General features: G+C 50.7%; 10 protein-coding genes. 1 reads left to right on the top strand and 9 read right to left on the bottom strand.

What is annotated here, in order from left to right:
- Positions 1 to 191: 191 nt before the first annotated feature.
- The 4 genes from rpoC to IPQ00_03715 are packed head-to-tail and all read right to left on the bottom strand — an operon-like array spanning position 192 to position 11,705.
- Positions 192 to 4,490, bottom strand: coding sequence for a DNA-directed RNA polymerase subunit beta' (rpoC, locus tag IPQ00_03730; GenBank protein MBL0239669.1), 4,299 nt, complete (start codon positions 4,488 to 4,490; stop codon positions 192 to 194).
- 23 nt (positions 4,491 to 4,513) lie between these two features.
- A complete protein-coding gene (locus IPQ00_03725) occupies positions 4,514 to 5,164 on the bottom strand; it encodes a hypothetical protein (GenBank protein MBL0239668.1) in 651 nt (216 codons plus the stop codon).
- 8 nt (positions 5,165 to 5,172) lie between these two features.
- Positions 5,173 to 10,494 carry an RHS repeat-associated core domain-containing protein gene (locus IPQ00_03720; GenBank protein ID MBL0239667.1) on the bottom strand — a complete coding sequence of 1,774 codons (5,322 nt, stop codon included), beginning with the start codon at positions 10,492 to 10,494 and terminating at the stop codon, positions 5,173 to 5,175.
- 50 nt (positions 10,495 to 10,544) lie between these two features.
- On the bottom strand, positions 10,545 to 11,705 hold the full coding sequence (locus IPQ00_03715) for a VCBS repeat-containing protein (protein MBL0239666.1): 1,161 nt from the start codon (positions 11,703 to 11,705) through the stop codon (positions 10,545 to 10,547).
- Between the two features lie 108 nt (positions 11,706 to 11,813).
- Here IPQ00_03715 and IPQ00_03710 point away from each other — a divergent pair, with 108 nt between their 5' ends.
- Complete coding sequence (locus IPQ00_03710; protein ID MBL0239665.1) at positions 11,814 to 12,545, top strand: hypothetical protein; 732 nt, start codon at positions 11,814 to 11,816, stop codon at positions 12,543 to 12,545.
- A 194-nt stretch (positions 12,546 to 12,739) separates the two neighbouring features.
- On the opposite strand, the gene rpoB is transcribed toward IPQ00_03710, so the two are convergent.
- From rpoB to rplK, 5 genes are all read right to left on the bottom strand, one after another.
- On the bottom strand, positions 12,740 to 17,188 hold the full coding sequence (rpoB, locus tag IPQ00_03705; GenBank protein ID MBL0239664.1) for a DNA-directed RNA polymerase subunit beta: 4,449 nt from the start codon (positions 17,186 to 17,188) through the stop codon (positions 12,740 to 12,742).
- 399 nt (positions 17,189 to 17,587) lie between these two features.
- The gene (gene rplL / locus IPQ00_03700; protein MBL0239663.1) at positions 17,588 to 17,974 is read right to left on the bottom strand and encodes a 50S ribosomal protein L7/L12; all 387 of its coding nucleotides are present in this window, start codon (positions 17,972 to 17,974) and stop codon (positions 17,588 to 17,590) included.
- 252 nt (positions 17,975 to 18,226) lie between these two features.
- Positions 18,227 to 18,964 (bottom strand): 50S ribosomal protein L10, encoded by a 738-nt coding sequence (locus IPQ00_03695; GenBank protein ID MBL0239662.1) that lies wholly within the window; start codon positions 18,962 to 18,964, stop codon positions 18,227 to 18,229.
- Between the two features lie 22 nt (positions 18,965 to 18,986).
- Entirely contained in the window at positions 18,987 to 19,679 is a 693-nt protein-coding gene (locus IPQ00_03690; GenBank protein MBL0239661.1) for a 50S ribosomal protein L1, read from the bottom strand.
- 107 nt (positions 19,680 to 19,786) lie between these two features.
- A complete protein-coding gene (gene rplK, locus IPQ00_03685) occupies positions 19,787 to 20,212 on the bottom strand; it encodes a 50S ribosomal protein L11 (GenBank protein MBL0239660.1) in 426 nt (141 codons plus the stop codon).
- Between the last annotated feature and the right edge of the window lie 25 nt (positions 20,213 to 20,237).

Genomic DNA, 20,237 nt, shown 5'->3' with positions numbered 1-20,237 from the left:
AATCCATTGAACTGACGCTCAATTTATTTTGCGACAACGGCCACAATTCTTCAAGCCTGACATCGCAACGCTCAGATAGAATCGCATACCTTTTGGTCATAGTTCGCCAACAAACCGAAAAGGGTGTTACACGCAAAAACGAGTGCAACACCCTCACTTAAGACTCGGGACCATTCCCGATGATCCACAAACTAGATCTCGTCGTCGGCGTCGATATCGATCTTCATAGCCTCGTCGATGTCGAAGACCTCCTCGGTCCCGGCATCGATATCTTCCATTCCGATCGCTTCATCGTCGTCGAAATCTTCGGGTTCAATTCCGGGGATATCGATGGGCATCGGTATTTCGATCCCGCCGCGGATGTCCGCCAGTTCGTCAAACTCATCGTGCTGTTTCTGATTCTCGGTCGGATCGTAAGCGACTTTGACGTTGCGGTAGTATTTCATACCGGTTCCGGCCGGGATCAGACGTCCCATAATGACGTTTTCCTTGAGGCCGCGCAGATAATCGACGCGTCCTGAGATAGCGGCTTCGGTAAGCACGCGAGTCGTTTCCTGGAAGCTGGCCGCCGAGATGAACGAGTCAGTAGAAAGCGATGCTTTAGTAATACCGAGCAACAGCGGTTCACCGACCGATGTCTGGCCTTTCTCGTCCTGAACACGACGGTTCTCATCCTCATAGCGGAATCGATCGACCTGCTCCTCAAGCAAAAATTCGGTATCGCCGACTTCCTTGATCTTGACCCAGCGCAGCATCTGACGAACGATCACCTCGATATGCTTATCGTTGATGTTAACGCCCTGCAGACGATAGACCTCCTGGATCTCGTTGACCAGGTAGTTCTGCAACGCCTCCATTCCTAAGACACGCAGGATGTCGTGCGGGTTGAGCGGTCCGTCCATAAGCGGTTCACCCGAACGGACGTGGTCGCCTTCCTGCACGTTGATGTGCGTACCACGCGGAATGTCGTATTCCCTCTGGCTGCCGTCGTCACCGGTCACGATCAGTTTACGTTTTCCCTTCGAGATCGGGCCAAACTCAATATGTCCGTTGATCTCGGACATAACCGCAGTTTCACCCGGCCGACGTGCTTCGAAAAGCTCAACGACACGCGGCAGACCACCGACGATGTCCTTGGTCTTGGTCGTTTCACGCGGGATCTTAGCAATGATGTCACCGGCCTGCACTACATCGCCGTCTTCGACGTGAAGATTGGCTCGGATCGGCATCTGGTAAGTTTTGAGAACCTTATTGCCGTTGCGGATCTCGAGACGCGGCTGATTTTTTTCATCCGAATCTTTGACCACAAGACGTTTCTGTCCGGTAACCTTATCGATCTCTTCTTCGACCGTTTTGCCCTCGCGGAGGTCCTGGTACTTGATCGTTCCATCAACTTCCGAAAGAATAGCGAAGGTAAACGGATCCCACGTAACGAGGATCTCGTCTTCCTTGACCTTCTGTCCGTCTTTGACGTGGATCTGTGCACCGTAAACGATCTTGTAATGAGCAACTTCGCGGCCGCGTTCATCGACGAGAGCGATCTCAGACTGACGCTTGAGCGAAACAAATTCGCCCTCGCGGTTCTTAATGACCTTCATATCGCCGAGGTACCTGACCGTGCCGTTCATTGCGGCAGCGTGCTTGGTCTCTTGTTCGAGCCGAGCAGTACCACCGACGTGGAATGTTCTCATCGTAAGCTGTGTGCCGGGTTCGCCGATCGACTGAGCAGCGATGACACCGACGGCTTCTCCGATCTCGACCGTGTTGCCGGTGGCGAGGTTGCGGCCATAGCACTTGACGCAGATGCCGCGACGCGATTCGCAGGTCAGAGCCGAGCGAATACGAACCTTTTGCAATCCGGAAAGCTGCACCGATGAACCGAGGTCTTCGTCGATCTCAGCGTTTGCTTCGACGATGATCGATCCGTCGACCGGGTCGATGATGTCATCAAGCGACGTGCAACCCACGATGCGGTCACGAAGCGATTCGACCTCTTCGCCGTTACGGATAATCGCCTCAGCCCAAACGCCGCGCATCGTGCCACAGTCCTGTTCGGAAACGATCACGTCCTGAGCAACGTCGACCAGACGACGGGTCAGATAACCCGAGTCCGCCGTCTTAAGTGCGGTGTCAGCCAGTCCCTTTCGGGCACCGTGCGTCGAAATAAAGTACTGAAGAACATCAAGGCCTTCGCGGAAATTGGCAAGGATCGGGTTTTCGATGATCTCACCGGACGGCTTTGCCATCAGGCCGCGCATACCGGCAAGCTGTCGGATCTGAGCCTCAGAACCTCGAGCACCGGAATCGGCCATAACGAGGATCGGGTTAAGTTCCTTTCGCTCAATTTCACGCGTGTGCATCGCCTTGAACATCTCTTTGGCGACGTGGTCTGTAACATCTGACCAAATGGCCGTAACCTTATTGGTACGTTCCATATCGGTCATCGTCGCGTCTTCGTACTGCTTGCGAAGCTTCTCGACCTCTTTCAGGGCCTTTTCGATGATGCCCTTTTTGCTGGGAGGCGTGACCATATCGTCGATACCGATCGACACGCCCGCCTTGGTCGCATAAAGGAAGCCCATCGTTTTAAGGTCGTCTAGCAACGCAACCGTCTGATCGTGGCCGAGACGTAGATGGCAGAATGTGACAAGTGCCTGCAGGCCTTTCTTTTTGAGCGTGCCGTTGACGAAAGGCAGTCCGTCACGCGTCAGGCGTTCGTTAAAGATAACGCGGCCTGCCGTCGTTTCGATGATCATATCGACCTTTTCGCGAACATTGGCACGCATCACGTCCTGATTGTTGTGCTCAAGCGACAGATCCATAAGATCACCGCGCCAACGCAGGCGGATCTTTGACTGTGTCTCGATAACACCGGCGTCGAGAGCAAGCAATGCGTCCTCGATCGAATTAAATGCCTTGTTCTCGCCCTTAAGTTCGTCACGGCCGAGCGTCAGATAGTAGCAACCGAGAACGATATCCTGCGACGGCACCGTGATCGGCTGTCCGCTGGCCGGGCTGAGGAGGTTGTTCGACGCAAGCATCAAAACGCTCGCTTCGATCTGTGCCTCAGGCGACAGCGGGATGTGAACGGCCATCTGGTCACCGTCGAAGTCGGCGTTGAATGCCGTACAAACGAGCGGATGGATCTTGATGGCTTTGCCTTCGACCAGAACCGGCTCAAAAGCCTGAATGCCGAGACGGTGAAGCGTCGGAGCACGGTTTAGCAAAACCGGATGCTCACGAATGACTTCCTCAAGGATGTCCCAGACGATCGGCTCTTGGCGCTCGACCATTTCGCGGGCCTGTTTGATGGTCGCGGCGTGGGCATCCTTTTCAAGTTTGTTGTAGATAAACGGCTTGAACAGCTCCAATGCCATTTTCTTGGGCAAACCGCACTGGTGGAGTTTCAGTTCCGGACCGACCACGATCACCGAACGTCCCGAGTAATCGACACGTTTTCCGAGCAGATTCTGACGGAAACGTCCCTGTTTACCTTTGAGTGTTCCGGACAGCGATTTGAGCGGGCGATTGTTCGCACCACGCAGCACGCGGCCGCGGCGTCCGTTGTCGAACAACGCGTCAACTGCCTCTTGCAGCATACGTTTTTCGTTACGGACGATAACCTCAGGAGCACGAAGCTCGATGAGCTTTTTCAAACGGTTATTGCGATTGATAACGCGGCGATAGAGATCGTTAAGATCTGAGGTCGCGAAACGTCCGCCGTCGAGAGGCACCAACGGACGAAGCTCGGGCGGAATGACCGGAATAACGTCGAGGATCATCCAGTCGGGATGATTTCCCGAGCGAAGGAACGAATTCGAAACCTTCAGCCGCTTGGAATACTTGAGCTTTTTCTGCTGCGACGTTTCGACCTTCATCTTGGCACGAAGCTCTTCGACAAGCTCGGCAATGTCGATCGTCTGGAGCAGATCCTTGATCGCTTCGGCACCCATTTTGGCGACGAATTGATTAGGATAATCACGTGACAATTCGCGGAAACGCTCGTCGTTGAGCAATTCCTTGGGCTTGAGATCAGGCACGTCGCCTTCGTCAACGACGATGTACGTCTCGAAATAAAGGATCTTTTCGAGATCGCGCAAAGTGATGTCGAGCAGATGGCCGATTCGCGATGGCAATCCTTTAAAGAACCAGACATGCGAACAAGGCGAAGCGAGCTCGATGTGGCCGAGGCGTTCGCGACGGACCTTCGACTGCGTGACCTCGACGCCGCACTTGTCGCAGATGACGCCGCGATGCTTCATGCGTTTGTACTTTCCGCACAGACATTCCCAATCAGAGACCGGGCCGAAGATGCGGGCGCAAAACAGGCCGTCGCGTTCCGGTTTGAACGTTCGGTAGTTGATCGTTTCCGGCTTCGTCACCTCACCATGCGACCACGAACGGATCTTATCCGGCGAAGCCAGCGAAATGCGGATCGCTTCGTAATTGGTGGTCAATTGTGTTTTGCTCTCGTTATTAAATCTAAACATAATCTTTACCTTCCTTCACATTACTACGCCGTTTTATTTCCAAACCTCTGTTCCAACTTGTTAGCAAACTCCAGAAATACCTCTATATTGGAATTTGGAATTGGTACCAAATAATTGGTCATTTCATTGACTATTTCGTGAAATTCATCTTCCTTGCCTAATAGGAATGCCAGACCTATGGCGTTTGTTGCCTGTTTGTCTGGAAACCCTGTAAGTAGGTTCGCTTCCGGGTTAACTGTTGAGATAACTCTAAACGCTAAATGCAGATCGGAATACCTTTCCAAATACGGCATTCCGACCGTCAGAAACGTTTCAACCATTTTTGTCGCCACGGTTTGTACATCACCTATGTCAGCTATAGTCCACCTTACTTGTCCTTCGCCGATAATATGACCCAAATTTGAACCAAAACTAAAGGTATTTCTTGCTAAGGTCGGATTAAAAAACAATCCCGGGATATGCTCGTGCACCAAATCCTCTAGGGCGTCAAATCGAATGGCGACATCCGCCGTTACATCCATATCCGACGAATGGGGAATGAAGGACAAATGGAAAGATTGCTTGCCGAAAGACGTCTTCCGATAAAACCCCTGACGGCCAACGTTCAACGTAAACCCTAGATCCTTAACCCTCACTCCGATTTCTTTGAGCAATTCTGTTTTTAGTTCTCTCAAATTTTGCACTATTTTATCTTCACTTCTACTGTCCGTATCTTCCTCGTCGTGTCCAGTAAATTGTCCGGCGCATTTTTGCCAATGATCTTCCCACCAACTGTTTCCATAATATTGTCTTTTCCCATTTGGGCAGCATTCCTCGTTCCGCCGCCTGATTTTACTTCGTAGGCGACGATCTCGCCGGCTGGTGTTTGAACCAAGTGATCAACAAATCTAAGCCCCTTAGGACCATCGGCCACTCTTACCGCGACCTTACTGCCTAGTACCGTAAACCCTTCTTTTTGCAACAGTTCTTTGACCAGTCTTTCGGCAGCCTCGCCCACTATTCCGTTAACAGCCAGTTTAGTGACCGCTTTTCCTGCCGCTTTAAGTTCTTTCTCGGCCGCCTCTCGAAGCAATGCAACACTGCTCTTCTCGATCAATAACTCCCCACCCTCCTTAACAAGCTTCTTAATTCCGTGCCTTAAACCGAGCCTTATTGTTCCGCCCCCGAGTGAAACAACGTCGAAAACATCCATCATCTCATTCACGCCATCGAACAAGCTGTAATCCGATGGTTGATCATAGAACGTTAGAGCATCTTCCCTTTCTTCAAAATACCCCTGCCAATGATTACTGTTATAATCAAGAACGACCCAGCCATATCCTTCCCCTGCCCAATATATATGCGGAGCTTTTTCGTACTCATCGCCTGGATCCTTATCAAACCATTCGGGCTGATTAGAACCTTTCTTCATGTACCACTCCAAACCAGTCGGATCAATGATATTGACGGGATTATTTCCCACATAGACATATCGATTATATGTTTGCGGGTTGGCCGACTGGCCGCTCGCTATAAGTGGATCAACGGCTGTAAATCTTCCATGAGTGTTGCTGTAATATCTAGCCTCGGCAAAATCTAGGCCTGTTTCACTGTCCTTTTCGTATCCGGTGAAGCGTTGCCTTACATTGTCGATTCCACTCAGGGAGTACTTTTGACCCGTAGTGCGGTTGCCAATTCCCGCCCCAAGTTCCTCGCCAAAAGGCATAAAGTCTCTACGCGAAGATACTTGTCCGTAGGCATCGGTGATTATTCTCGGACTGCCAAGATGATCGGTTGTCGTATAAGAGATTGTCGGATTTTGAACTGGTTGGGTCGAATATTCAGCAATCAGCTTGCCTGCCGCATAAACAAAGATCGTTGTCTCCAAATTGGTAACTTTCTTAACACGTTTACCCTCTCCATCGTAAAAATATTCCCCAATAACACTATTTTGCGAGTCCATTACCTTGACTTGCTTGTTATCCCCGTTAAAAGTAAATTGCCTTCCCTCAACGTCCCGAATCACATTACCGCTTAGATCGTAAATAAATCCTTGACCAGCTACGAAGCGATTCGTACTCTGATCAATTGTCGGTGTTAGATTCTGCGAAATTTGACCTATTAATTGATTGAAAGTATTGCGGTTTCCATAACGATCATAGCCAAATTGTTGTATCCAACTCTGTTGATTGTTTGTTTTTTCTTCCGCTTCGACCAGTCGGTCGAGCGAATCGTACTTGAAAGTTTGAACAATGGGATTCACCACTCCCGGCAGAGAAAGAGTTTGCTTGCCTATGTTACCCGTATTTTTACTACCATCGACAGTACCGTTGGATTGTACGTCACCGTATTCGAAATTGGTTCTCCATATACTTGCATCTGTGGAACTGTTCCCCAACCCCAATTCCGTTACTTGATTGCGATTATTAAACTTCGCTGTTTCCCATTTGCCATTTCCCAGCCGTAATCGCTGGACGGAACCAGAAGCGTCAAAAGAAAATGAGTTCGCATAGGTCTGTTGGGTCGGCCCATTTTGGCCCGAAACCCTAGACAAATCCCCGTCAACATTAAATTCATAACTGACTTGCCGACCCGACGGATATGTTTCCGAAGTTAAGACACCGAACGCATTATATTGAAAACCGGACGTAAAAGTTTGGTTGTCGGTTATCTGTTGGTAAGTAAGCACATCGCCAAGACTGTTGAACTGAGTGCTCTTGCTGCTCGAAACCGAGCTACTAACTTCAATTAGCTTACCCTTTGCGAATTGGAGGTTGTCATACTTAAAACTTACAGGCGGAGTTGAGTCGGTGTAAGTTCGTGTCTGGACACGACTTAGGTTGTCAAAGCTGGAAAGTACCGATACGTTGTTCGTGTCAGTTGACGTCAACATATTCCCATTGTCGTCGTATGTAAACCCTGCTGACCAAACATTGTTATCAGGATTACCACTTGTTGTCAGCGATGCATTTGTACCTTGTTCCGGCTGTCGAATCCTCAATAGGCGCCCAAGCGAGTCGTACAAAAAGTACCGGTTCTGGATACCCTGTTGTACGTGGGTCATTTTGCCAATGCCGTTGTACTTGTAAAAAGTTGGCTGCGAGGGATTATCGAGATTTCCCAATTGGTTTGAGAGATCGGGCTCATCGACTCGTGTCAGCTGCCCCAATACGTTGTTTATAGAACGAAGTTGTTTGCCGGCTTGGTCCATAACTGTAACTACGGTGCCAATCTGACTTCCACTGATTGCGACGGAATAGTTCGTTTGGATTTTCGTACCATCTGGGGCAATGACTTCCTTTACGCGACCGGCTTCATCGTAAACATTTGTAGTCCAATTCTTTACCTCTTGATTTCTGAACGGGCTGGTCACCCGCTTGACACGTCCTTCCGAATCGAATTCCTTTTCAACAAAAATATTGCCATTGCTATCGGCTTGCTCGGATTTCCAAGCACGGCGCAGGCCGTCAAAATAGGTTATTGTCTGGGTCCAATCGCTTGACGTGATTTGGGTGCGATTCTTTATCCAGATATTTCCTGGTTCATCGTTGTAAGATACTTCGGACGTCCCGCCTATTTGAATCCCAGAATGATAGTACTTCGTCCTGAGTAAACGCAGCGTCACCGGGTCATATTCAATGCGAGTTTCTCGACCATTTGCGTCGGTGGTTGAGATTGGTAGACCGGTTGCGAAATCATATTTCACCGTCGTTTCAAATGCAGTAATTGATCCGTATGTTCCGGAAGGATCGGGAATTGCCGAGATCGTCTTTGTAGGAAAAGCAAAGGAGTTTCGGACTATGCCATCCGAAAAATTATCCGAATACTCGGTTCTACTTACATTTCCCCTTGCATCCGTCGTTTCGACTTGATTACCATAGCTATCGAACTTGGCATGAGTGGATATGTACGAATCTGGATTTGTTGACGCACCCTTAGTGCTGTCCCAAACTCTAGCCGTCGTCGGGTTGCCTCGTCCAATCTCTGGGGACAATGCTCCGTCGTCATACTTGGTTTCTGTACGAGCTACAATAGTGTTGTCAGCTCCCCGTACCACCGATGCCACGGAAAGTCCAACGATGTTTTTAGACTTATAAATTTCTCGTACCCACGCCGGGAAATTTGCAGAGTCGTTTATCAAGTATGTCAACTCTGAAGAGCGAACTGGGGTAAGGGACGCTGGGTTAGGTGTCGGAATAGGCGTTGGGTTTGGCTCTGGCGGTTCGCCTGGAGCGAACGATTCTCCACCGAAATTACTACTTCCCTGAATCGGAACAAATGCATATTGGGTGGTTTTGTTGATCAAGAGCGGCGTTTCTCTTTGGTTCAGATCTCCTTCAAATTCGTATTTCGTTGTTGTCGATACGCCGTTTCCATTTGAATCGTAAATGACCGATTCTTCGTGATCGACACGTGGATGCCAATCGGCGGTTACGAGCCCACTTGAGAACGTCTTTTTTATCCAACGCGTCAGTTTGCGGGAAACTAGTCGGGCGGGACTTGCACTATCAAACGCGAGTTCTTCATACGGCATTCCGGCAAGCCCATTTTCATAACCAAAGGTACCGTTTGAGCATCCAATACATGACCCATATCCCTGATAAAGCAACTTTTCGCTGACCGTTTGGTCCGGTGAAATGACACTCACTTTATAACCAGACGGCGCAACATGTGTCGCGGTGTAATTCCATTCGTAGGTAGTTCCCAATCCAGAAGTTTCATAAACCTTCCTATTAGTCACACCAAAATTCGTTTGATCTGTAACGTTTTCCGGGCCACCTGATGTCAGTGGGGCAACAGTGTTGTGGACAAAACTCTCCGAGCCACCGGTCGGATAAGTTATTCGTTCGATCAAACCAAAGATATTGTAGGTAAACTTATATTTCTGTCCGGTCGGAAGTTCAATTTCTGTGAGAACAACAGGATTAAAAAGATTGTTTCCTGAACGCACGAACGATCCCCATTCTGAATGAAAAAGGTAAGTTCCGGCGGCTCTTGATGTCCAGTTACCATTGGTAGTCTGTGCAATCTTGTCTCCAGGATATTTTAAATCCTGATTAAAATCCGTTAAGGCGCTTTCGGCTGCCGATTCACCCTTAAGGTGTTTCCAGCTAAACTTGTAACTTCCAGTCATTCCCGGCAAAGTGTAGACGACAGGATTACCCACTGGCGTCGGCCCAGTCGGAGCAGTTGGAGTAATTGGAGGTGTTAGTAACCGACCCAGCGTATCTGTCACAGTTCCCGCCTGACTGTCGTAAGTTGTGAGATTTCCATTTCGATCCGTAAGTTTTGTCGCCTTTCGAACGGTGGCCTCTTCTATCGAGTCCAATGATTCGGAAAAATCATAGCTCGATCCGTCCGGCATCAAGAGACGATAGGTCGCCGGCGTCGTTGTCGAATCCTCGATATATCTAATATTCGAACCATCAACTGCCCAATAGGTCCGGTCCCAATTGTGTTGTTGCCACGGGGAATATGAATCGGTGCCACTGCGGTCGAAGGTAATCGGTGTGTCATCAGCCCTTAACTCGTGAGTTCCACCGCTTGGCACATGAATCAACAGTCGTCGAATGTACGTAGCATAATTATTATTTGGGGTTGGCTCGTTAACACAAAGCCCGCTGGCCAATGGAAAGCCTTCTGTAGTGAAGAGATTGTCCTTGCCAACATATTCGATATATGGAACTGCGAGGCTTGTCGTCCAGCCGGACGCTGAATTCTTTGCGTATACAGGATCGCTAAATGATCGGCAGCCGCCAGAAACGATTCCACCGTCGATCAAGCCAAGGGATTTCATGCCCCAAACTTTTGACGAGTAACTCAAGGAGATTGGTACATTTATACCCCGACCCGGAAAATTGCCAAGGGGGATATTAATCTCCATGCCTAGAGTAGACGGGTTTACCCTCCCAGAACCTCGCAATGCATCATCAGCCGTGTCTGTCGAGTTTTGAGTGCCCTGCCCAAATCCTCCGGCCGCTGCAATTAAAATCAAAAGTGTGGAAATAACAAAGTGCTTGTTCATGCTGATTTTTTCTCTTCTTCGATCCCAAACCGCGATATTTTGACTTTCAACTATCGGCGGTAATATGCGGCAACCGGAATATCTCCCGATATTCCCCATGCTTCTTGGCGGAGCGCGTTGCTCGAACCGCTTTTGCGTATGTACCAGTTGCCGTTTGAGTCGCGCCACACCGCGATATCGACTTTACCATCGCCATCGTAATCATTTTGGACAGGAATATCGCTCGATTGGTCGTTTGATGGTGTTGTTGGGGTGATGACGGATCGAGCAGTATTCGCGATATGCCACGTGGCACCGTTTCTAACGGCGTAATTCGCTTTGCCATCGCCATCGTAATCAGCACTTACAGGCTGTGTCCCGCCCGTTCCCATCCCCACAGTTTGAACCACGGAGTCGGAACTGTTTTTTGAATAAAATGTTGTACTGGAATTTCGCCAGACAGCTATATCGGCTTTGCCATCGCCATCGTAATCAGCTGGTGCCGGAATATCTCCCGGAGAGCCGAAGGTTAGATAAATCGATACCTCGTCAGAACTCCGAACGATGTACCACATTCCAGTTGTAGGCCGCCAGATGGCCCTATCGGTTTTGCCGTCGCCATCGTAATCCGCCGGAACGCGAATGTCGGACTCAAGTCCCCACTGCCAAACTGACCAGTAACCCGTACTGCTGTTGATGACGTACCATTCACCAGTTGTCGGTCTGAAAACCGAAAAATCTGTCTTGCCGTCACCATCGAAATCGCCGGGTACAGGCTTATCGGTGCTAAGTCCCCAGCCGAATGTGGTTGAGGCCGATCCCGGTACACCTCCAAGAACAAACCAAGTCCCAGTCACTGGTCGCCAGACAGCTAAATCAGTAGGCGGCGCCACATTTGCATTTACATCCTCGACCGCCAGAAGTCTTGATCCAGCGTAGACATATTCTTTGCTCAATTGCGGGGTTACACTTGGCAACGGTGCCGCGAACGGATTCCAACTGCTCGATGCATTCTTTGGAAGTTCTCTCCCGAACCAACCAGTCTTCTTTCCCGTCATCGCATCCGTATTAGGAAACCACCCATTTTTTGCAAACGCTCCAACGCCAATCATTAGAAGCAAAGCAGTCGCTCCACCGATCCAGAACTTACGGTTTCGGCGATTCTGATTCGACATTGAAGCATCTTTTACGATGACCGAATCGATTTTTTCTTCTTTAGTTCTTTTCGACATACTTCTTTACTTCTCTTTCGGGCTTTCCCGTCGTTTGACATCTTAAACGGTCGGGTCTGTATTTCTCTCGTCAAACTAAAATCACGTTGATGAAGGAGATTCGGCCATATGCCCAATAATGAACAAACCCATGCCAAAAACCTCGATAATCTGCGTACCGCAATTTCAATCGGTCAGAGTATCGGAGGTATCTATAAACCGTCCAAAACGCTGATTGAGATCGCCAGCCTCCAAACATACGAAGCGGCAATTTCCGTCGTGATGCAGGGCGTCAACAATGTTCTGCCAGCCGAAGAAAACGCTGTCGGTGCTCGAATGGCGGCCTTCAAACTCGTTCCAAAACGCGTCACCAAAATTCTCAATGCCGCCAAAGGTCAGGGTCTGACAACCGAATTCATTAGCGACATTCGAACAACCGCAAACGCGATTCGCGGCGTTCGTGTTTCGGCGAAAACTCCCGACGATCCGTTAACCGCAATCGACGAATCGAAAAAGAGCGTTTCATCTTCAAACCGCAGTTTCGCGGGACAACTCGAATCAATCGATCTGTTCGTCGAGCAACTTAAGTCGAATCCCGATTACAGCCCGACCGAGGCTGAATATCAGACCCCAACACTCGACGCGTGGCTTGGCGACCTAAACACGCTAAATCAAACAGCTATCGACGCAAAAGGCCCGACTCGCACGGCTCGAAATGAACGCAACGCCGTAATGTACAACAACAAGGACGGCCTCATTGTCAGAGCACAAATGATGAAACAGTATGTTCGTTCGATCCTCGACACTTCCGATACGCGTTTCATTCAGCTCAATCGCCTCAAATTCGTTGACTTAGGTTAGTCGATCTCTAACACTACCGAGTTAATCGTTCACACGAGCGAGTAGATCGTTCACACAGCCAACATTTTCATTCACACAAGGAGCTTGTCATTTCACACAAGCTCCTTTTTCTTTCACACTTTGTATCAATTCAATCGCAATCGATACCTAAACATTCGCACAAGCAAATTATTCGTTCACACGAGGCATTCGCATTAATCCACGCCTACGAGAGCGTCAACGCCGGCGACAATTTCCTCGGGGTCGATCTCGTCTTCCTGGATCAGTTCGACGTCGAGACACAAGCTCTGCAGCTCGCGCACCAGGACGTTGAACGATTCGGGAATGCCCGGCTCGAAGTTCGAAACGCCCTTGACGATCGTTTCGTAGATCTTCGAACGTCCGGCGACATCGTCGGATTTGCATGTGAGCAATTCCTGCAGAATATGTGCCGCACCGTAGGCTTCGAGTGCCCAAACTTCCATTTCGCCGAAACGCTGGCCGCCGAACTGAGCTTTACCGCCCAGAGGCTGCTGCGTGATGAGGCTGTACGGCCCGATCGAGCGTGCGTGGATCTTGTCATCGACCAGATGTGAGAGTTTCAACATATAGATAAAACCGACGCACACCTTCTGCTCGAACTGTTCGCCCGTCATACCGTCATAAAGCCGAGTCTTGCCCGACGGTCCGACCGATGCCGGAATGCCGAGTTCGTCGTACTTCTGATTGGCCTGCGTGATATAGCCCTTGATCTCTTCTTCGCTGGCACCGTCAAAAACGGGCGTTGCAAAGTGGAGTCCGAGGATCTTACCGGCCCATCCCAAATGCGTTTCGAGGATCTGTCCGACGTTCATACGCGACGGCACGCCGAGCGGATTCAAGACGATCTCGACCGGAGTTCCATCCGGAAGATACGGCATATCTTCCTCAGGCAGGATGCGTGCGATGACGCCCTTGTTACCGTGGCGTCCGGCCATTTTGTCACCGACCGAAAGCTTACGCTTCATCGCGACAAAGACTTTGACCATCTTGATCACGCCCGGAGGCAGTTCGTCGCCCTGCTTGAGCTTGGTGATCTTTTCGTCGTAGATGTCTCGCAGAATATTGATCTGGCGTTCAGTACGCTGTTCGTATTCCTTGACTTCAGCAATAACGTCGACCGATCCCGAAGCAACCTCAGACTTACGGAGAAGTTTGATCTCGATGCCTCTGAGCATTTCGCGGTTGAGCGTTTCTCCCTTTTTGAGGAGAACGTCCTTGCCGTCCACAAGATCTTTGGTCAACTTGCGTCCGTCAAAAAGTTCATAGATACGTTCGTCACGCTGCTCCTGCAAGATACGGATCTCATCATCAAGGTCGCGGTGAAGATCGTCTTCTTCCATTCCCTCGATATCTAGGCTGCGGTCGTCCTTATCCTGTCCCTTACGCGTAAAGATCTGAACGTCGACAACCGTACCGTCGATTCCCGGCGGGCAGTTGAGCGAAGCGTCTTTAACGTCGCCCGCCTTTTCGCCAAAGATGGCTCGAAGCAGTTTTTCTTCGGCCGTCAGCTGAGTTTCGCCCTTAGGCGTGACCTTGCCGACCAGAACCGATCCGGGTTTTACCTGTGCACCGATGCGGATGATGCCGGATTCGTCGAGGTCGCGGAGCATATTTTCGCCGATATTCGGAATATCGCGAGTGATCTCTTCCGGTCCGAGTTTGGTATCGCGAGCCTCGATCTCGAGTTCCTCGATGTGGATCGACGTGTAGTAATCGTCTTTGACGAGCCGCTCTGAAACCAGAATAGCGTCCTCAAAGTTGTATCCGCGCCAAGGCATAAATGCCACGAGCACGTTGCGGCCGAGAGCGAGTTCGCCGCGGTCGGTGCACGGGCCATCGGCGATGACCATTCCCTTTTTGACGCGTTCGCCTACCTCAACGATCGGACGCTGATTGATACAGGTGTTCTGATTAGAACGCTTGAATTTGACCAACGAGTAGATGTCGGCAGTAACTTCGCGTGAGATCGTGCCGTCGACCTGATGGTCGGCCTTGACGATGATTCGCTCGGAGTCAACATAATCCACGACGCCGTCGCGTTTGGCGATGACCACCGCTCCGGAATCGCGGGCAGCGATCTTTTCCATACCGGTGCCGACGTACGGCGATTCGGCACAGAGCAGCGGGACCGACTGACGTTGCATATTCGATCCCATCAGGGCTCGGTTAGCATCGTCGTTCTCTAGGAACGGGATCAACGACGCTGCCACCGAAACAAGCTGTTTCGGCGAGACGTCCATATACTGTGTGTCGGCACGGTCGGCCACGATGAACTCACCCTTTTGACGGGCAGCATTACGCTCGTTGACGATATTGCCCTTTTCATCAAGCTCGATATTGGCCTGACCGATGATCCACTTGTCCTCTTCCCACGCGGTGAGATAGAACGGAAACGGCTCAAACTCAGCCGTTTTGCCGCCTTTCAGCTTCGTATTTGCAGCCTCGACATCCTCCAGCGGCACGTGTTCGCCGGGCTTGAAGCTGGTGTTGCCGCCATTCTGGATCTTGACGTATTCGATCACGCGGCCATCGACCACGCGGCGGTACGGCGATTCGATAAATCCGAATTCGTTGATCCGCGCAAAACACGACAGCGACGAGATCAAACCGATGTTCGGGCCTTCAGGCGTCTCGATCGGACAGATACGGCCGTAGTGTGTCGGGTGAACGTCGCGAACTTCAAATCCTGCACGTTCACGCGAGAGTCCGCCCGGTCCAAGCGCCGAAAGGCGGCGTTTGTGCGTAATTTCTGAAAGCGGATTCGTTTGATCCATAAACTGTGACAGTTGCGACGAACCAAAAAATTCGCGAACCGCCGCCGTCACAGGCTTTGCGTTTACCAGATCGCGGGGCATCGTGGTGAACATATCCTGTTGGATCGACATCTTTTCCTTGATCGCGCGTTCCATACGCTCAAGGCCGATGCGAAACTGATTTTCGAGCAATTCGCCTACCGCACGGACGCGTCGGTTGCCGAGGTGATCGATATCATCCTGACTGAAATGCTCGCTATCCCTCTTCATTCGTAGAAGGTAATTGACGACCTCGACAAAATCACCGGCCTTGAGCAGCGGATTAGTAATATCATCGCGCTCAGGGCGTCCCATCTTGATATTAAATTTGAGCCGTCCGACACGGGATAGATCAAACCGGCGGGCATCGAAGAACATACCTTCGAGCAGGCGGTAAGCAGTCGGAACCGTCGGCGGGTCGCCCGGACGCATTTTGCGGTAGATCTCGAGCAGTGCATCGACCGGCTTGCCGATCGCATCTTTCCTCAAAGTTGCCGAAATGACCTCTCCGATCACATCACGTTTGGGAAAGAAGACCTCGAGGCTCGCGACGCCTTCTTCGATGATCTGTTGTAACTTTGCCGCCGGGATCTCGGTATTTGATTCGACAATTACCTCGCCGGTCTCAGTATTAACGACATCCTCAAGCGCGTACGCACCTTCAAAATCAGCAATGGCAACTTCAACACGCTCTTTGCCCATTCTGCGAAGATCGGCAATTGCGGACTTGGTAACCTTTTTGCCGACGCGGACGACATCCTCGCTCTTGTCCTTGATGTCCTGCTCAGACCTCATCCCAACAAGATGTGTATCGCCTTCGGTCTTGACACGCAGGCCGAGCTTACCCTTTTCGACAGATATCTCGTCCGTCACATAGAAGAGCCTCAGTATGCTGGCGTTGGAGTACTCCGCACTCTTGACGACCTCTTCCAGGATATTGTCCGAAACGGTCTTCATATCGATCTGCGGATTTAACCACAGCCCGAGAGCCCGCAGGAATATCGTCGCAATGATCTTGCGTTTCCCGAGGCGGGCGTGAAGAATGCCCTTCTGGTCGTATTCGAATTCGACCCACGATCCGCGATAAGGAATGATCTTGGCCAGATACTCGTCACGATCGCCCTTAAAGAATACGCCCGGGCTACGATGCAGCTGCGAAACGATCACTCGCTCGGTGCCGTTGATGATAAACGTACCGTTGTCGGTCATCAGCGGAATTTCGCCAAAGAATACATCCTCTTCTTTAATGTCGCGAATGGTCGACGTGCCGGTTTCAGGATCCTTGTCATAGACCGTTAAACGGATCTTGACCTTGAGCGGCACGCTATACGACATTCCGCGTTCCTGACACTCCTGCTGATCGTGCTTATGCTTCAGGCCGACCGGTTCGCCGCAGTTGTTGCAGAGATTCGGGCGAACTGCGTTAAATGTGCCGCAATTTTTACAGAGGACTTCGGCCGGATTGAACGGATCCACCTTGATCTTCGCACTACAGTTTTTACAATTTGCCCTGAGATGCTCGAGGCCTTCGAGGTTACCGCACTTACACTGCCAGTTGCCGATCTGATACTCAACGTACTCAAGCGTCGCGGTCTCGCGGAAATCCGAGACCGGGAAGATCGAGGAAAATACCGACTGGAGACCGATGTAATCGCGCTCTTCCGGGATCAGATCCATTTGCAGGAATCGGTTGTACGATTCACGCTGGACCTCGATCAAATTCGGGATTTGGGCTGTCGTGTAGATCTTGGAAAAATCTACGCGTTCGGGCGACTTACTGGTTCGCCGTCCCAAGCCTGTTGATTTATTCTGTAGCGGATTGTTGATCATATTATTAATAGCGGGCTATCAAAAACCTGTTGATTCCTGACGCTAGACCTGTTACGCTTTCGCTGGGTCGAAATCGCGTCAAATACCTTTTGGAAAAGACACCAAATGCGGTCGAGGGTAAAGTTTTCCCTGACCGCTTTTCAGCAGCTTTTCGCTGTTAAATGAATTTTTCGAGAGTGCCGAAACGTGACACCAACTCTCCAATTTTTCTGCGACGTTGTCGCCCCTAAATCCACGAACACTCCATAAATACAAGGTATTCGTATTGCTCCTCCAAAGTTCGCGATCGACAGGAATATCTTATGTCAGCCGCGAATCATTCAGTTTAGCATCAATTAAGCCAAATTCCAAATATCGGGACGCCCGTCATTGACCGGCGTCCCGCTATTTTAGATGCAATTATTTGACTTCAACAGTAGCACCGGCTTCGGTCAATTTGGTCTTGATCTCGTCGGCTTCTGCCTGCGAAACGCCTTCCTTGATCGCCTTCGGAGCACCATCAACGAGATCCTTCGCTTCCTTGAGGCCCAAGCCTGCAACGACTTCACGAACGATCTTGATGACAGCGATCTTGTTGCCGCCGGCAGCAGTAAGGACAACGTCAAACGCATCCTTCTCTTCGGCAGCAGCGGTTTCACCACCGGCCGGAGCGGCCATCATCATCGGAGCTGCAGCAGCAGCGGCCGAAACACCAAAAACTTCTTCAAGTTCCTTAACCAATTCCGACGCTTCGAGAAGCGACACACCTTTCAAATACTCAATAACGTCTGCTTTTGTAGTTGCCATGACTTTTATCTATTCCTCCAATAGGGTTCTTTGTTTATTTGTAAATCGTGAATTGTAATAATCAGCTCGAATTTCGAGTCGATCTTACCATTCACGGCTTGTTTGTCAGCCGCGAGAACCCACGGGACTTGGCGGACCGGGTTGCATCACCTTTCCGTTTCCGTCCGACGCAAAGCGATCTGACCATCGCTTCGCTCGCTTTCCTTGAGTACGGCTTTGTGTTTCAGACTTTCGCCCGAAACAAAACTTTAACTATTCGCCTGCTTCTTCAGCCGGAGCCTCTTCAGCTACTGGAGCGGCTTCGTCTGCTGCGGCCACTTCGACCGCCGCATCGTCTGCCGGAGCAGCTTCCGCCTCGGCTCCCGGAGCTTCCTCAGCATTCTGAGTCTCCTCCGCCGCAGGAGCCTCTTCAGCTTCAGCAGCCGGAGTCTCAGCCTTGGCTTCGACCACCGGAGTAGCCGATGCGTCAACCGGCTTAGCGTCACCGATCTGCTTGATCACGATCGCCAGGTCACGCGGTACCGCGTTGATAACTGTAACGATACGTTGAGCTCCGCTATTAATAACGAAGAGCAGTTTCGCGATAAGCTCGTCTTTCGACGGCAGATTTGCGATCGTCGTCAATTGCTGCAGATCGACCAGTTTGCCGTCTACCACGCCCGATTTGAACGTGTAGATATCAGCATTCTCCTTCATGAACTTCGAAATTGCTTTCGAGAGTACAACCGGATCATTCTCGGTCCAAGCTATAGCAGTAACGCCCTTGAACGCTCCTGAAGCGTCTTCAAACTGGGTACCTTTCACCGCAATGCGGGCCAAGGTGTTTTTCACTACTTGGTACTCTGCACCGGCTTCACGCAAGCTCTTTCTAAGCTCCTGATCCTTCGAAACGGTCAGCTTTGTAAAGCTTACGACCATTGCGGATGTGGAATTGGAAAGCGACTCAGTGAGGGCGGTCAGATCTTTCTGTTTTGTTTCTCTAGTTTTCATTTCCCTTTTCGCTCCTCACGTACTATGCGTATGCGAGCTCATCGAGCAATACGCCCGGGCTCATCGTTGCCGCAAGATTGATCTTCTTCAGGTAACGGCCTTTGGCAGTGGTCGGTTTTGCCTTCATCACTGCTCCGATCAGGACCCTCGTGTTCTCGGCCAATTTGGCATCGTCAAACGACACCTTGCCGACCGGCGAGTGAATAACGCCCGTCTTATCGACGCGATATTCGACCTTGCCGGCCTTGGTCTCTTCGATGGCGGTCTTGACATCCATCGTAACTGTACCTGTTTTTGGATTGGGCATCAGGCCTCGAGGACCGAGGACCTTACCTAATTGACCGACCTTACCCATCATATCGGGGGTCGCGATCAATGCGTCAAAGTCGAGCCAGCCGCCTTTGATCTTTTCGAGGATCTCATCGCCACCGGCCATATCTGCACCGGCTTCTTCTGCTTCACGCACCTTGTCACCCTGAGCAATAACAACGATCTTCTTGGCGGCTCCGCCAAGTCCGTGCGGCAGAACGATCGTTCCGCGAACGAGCTGATCTGCCTTTCGCGGATCAACGCCAAGCCACATCGTAAGTTCGACTGTCTCGTCAAACTTGGCAAATGCGACCTCTTTCAGTTTTGCAACCGCTTCCTCAAGCGTATGCTTCTTATGCAGCTCTATCTTTTCGAGAGCCGCAAGATATTTCTTGCCTCTTTTCATTTTACCTCCAGGTGTTAGCGGGCAATTTTGTTGCCCTCCCTGTGATAGGTTTCGGGATGGAGATCGCAGAGCAAAGCCTGCCACCTTTCACCTTTCACTTCTCACTATTAATCGACCGAGATTCCCATCGATTTCGCAGTTCCCTCGATCGTCTTCATTGCCGACTCGAGATTCGACGTGTTGAGATCGGCCATTTTTAACTTGGCGATCTCTTCGATCTTCGCACGCGTTACCGAGCCGACCTTTTCTCTATTCGGTTTACCCGAACCCTTTGCAACTCCCGCTGCCTTTCTAAGGAGATCGGCTGCCGGCGGCGTTTTCGTTTCGAACGAGAACGAACGGTCAGCGTAGACCGTGATCACGACCGGTATTTTCATATCCGGATCGTCGTTTTGCGTTTTGGCGTTAAACGCCTTGCAAAACTCCATAATGTTAACGCCGTGCTGACCAAGTGCCGGGCCGATCGGCGGCGCCGGATTCGCCTTGCCGGCGGGGATCTGCAACTTAATGTAGCCTGATATCTTCTTTGCCATAACTGTTTTCGATTAACGATCCTGC

The sequence above is a fragment of the Chloracidobacterium sp. genome (assembly GCA_016720705.1).
GTDB lineage: Bacteria > Acidobacteriota > Blastocatellia > Pyrinomonadales > Pyrinomonadaceae > OLB17.
The sequence above is the reverse complement of the archived record's forward strand: the minus strand, read 5'-3'. Positions and strand labels throughout refer to the sequence as shown.

Bases quoted from the DNA above. Each gene is read 5' to 3' on its own strand.
- rpoC (MBL0239669.1), bottom strand. From the start codon at position 4,490: ATGTTTAGATTTAATAACGAGAGCAAAACACAATTGACCACCAATTAC.
- IPQ00_03720 (MBL0239667.1), bottom strand. From the start codon at position 10,494: ATGAACAAGCACTTTGTTATTTCCACACTTTTGATTTTAATTGCAGCG.
- IPQ00_03715 (MBL0239666.1), bottom strand. From the start codon at position 11,705: ATGTCGAAAAGAACTAAAGAAGAAAAAATCGATTCGGTCATCGTAAAA.
- IPQ00_03710 (MBL0239665.1), top strand. From the start codon at position 11,814: ATGCCCAATAATGAACAAACCCATGCCAAAAACCTCGATAATCTGCGT.
- rpoB (MBL0239664.1), bottom strand. From the start codon at position 17,188: ATGATCAACAATCCGCTACAGAATAAATCAACAGGCTTGGGACGGCGA.
- rplL (MBL0239663.1), bottom strand. From the start codon at position 17,974: ATGGCAACTACAAAAGCAGACGTTATTGAGTATTTGAAAGGTGTGTCG.
- IPQ00_03695 (MBL0239662.1), bottom strand. From the start codon at position 18,964: ATGAAAACTAGAGAAACAAAACAGAAAGATCTGACCGCCCTCACTGAG.
- IPQ00_03690 (MBL0239661.1), bottom strand. From the start codon at position 19,679: ATGAAAAGAGGCAAGAAATATCTTGCGGCTCTCGAAAAGATAGAGCTG.
- rplK (MBL0239660.1), bottom strand. From the start codon at position 20,212: ATGGCAAAGAAGATATCAGGCTACATTAAGTTGCAGATCCCCGCCGGC.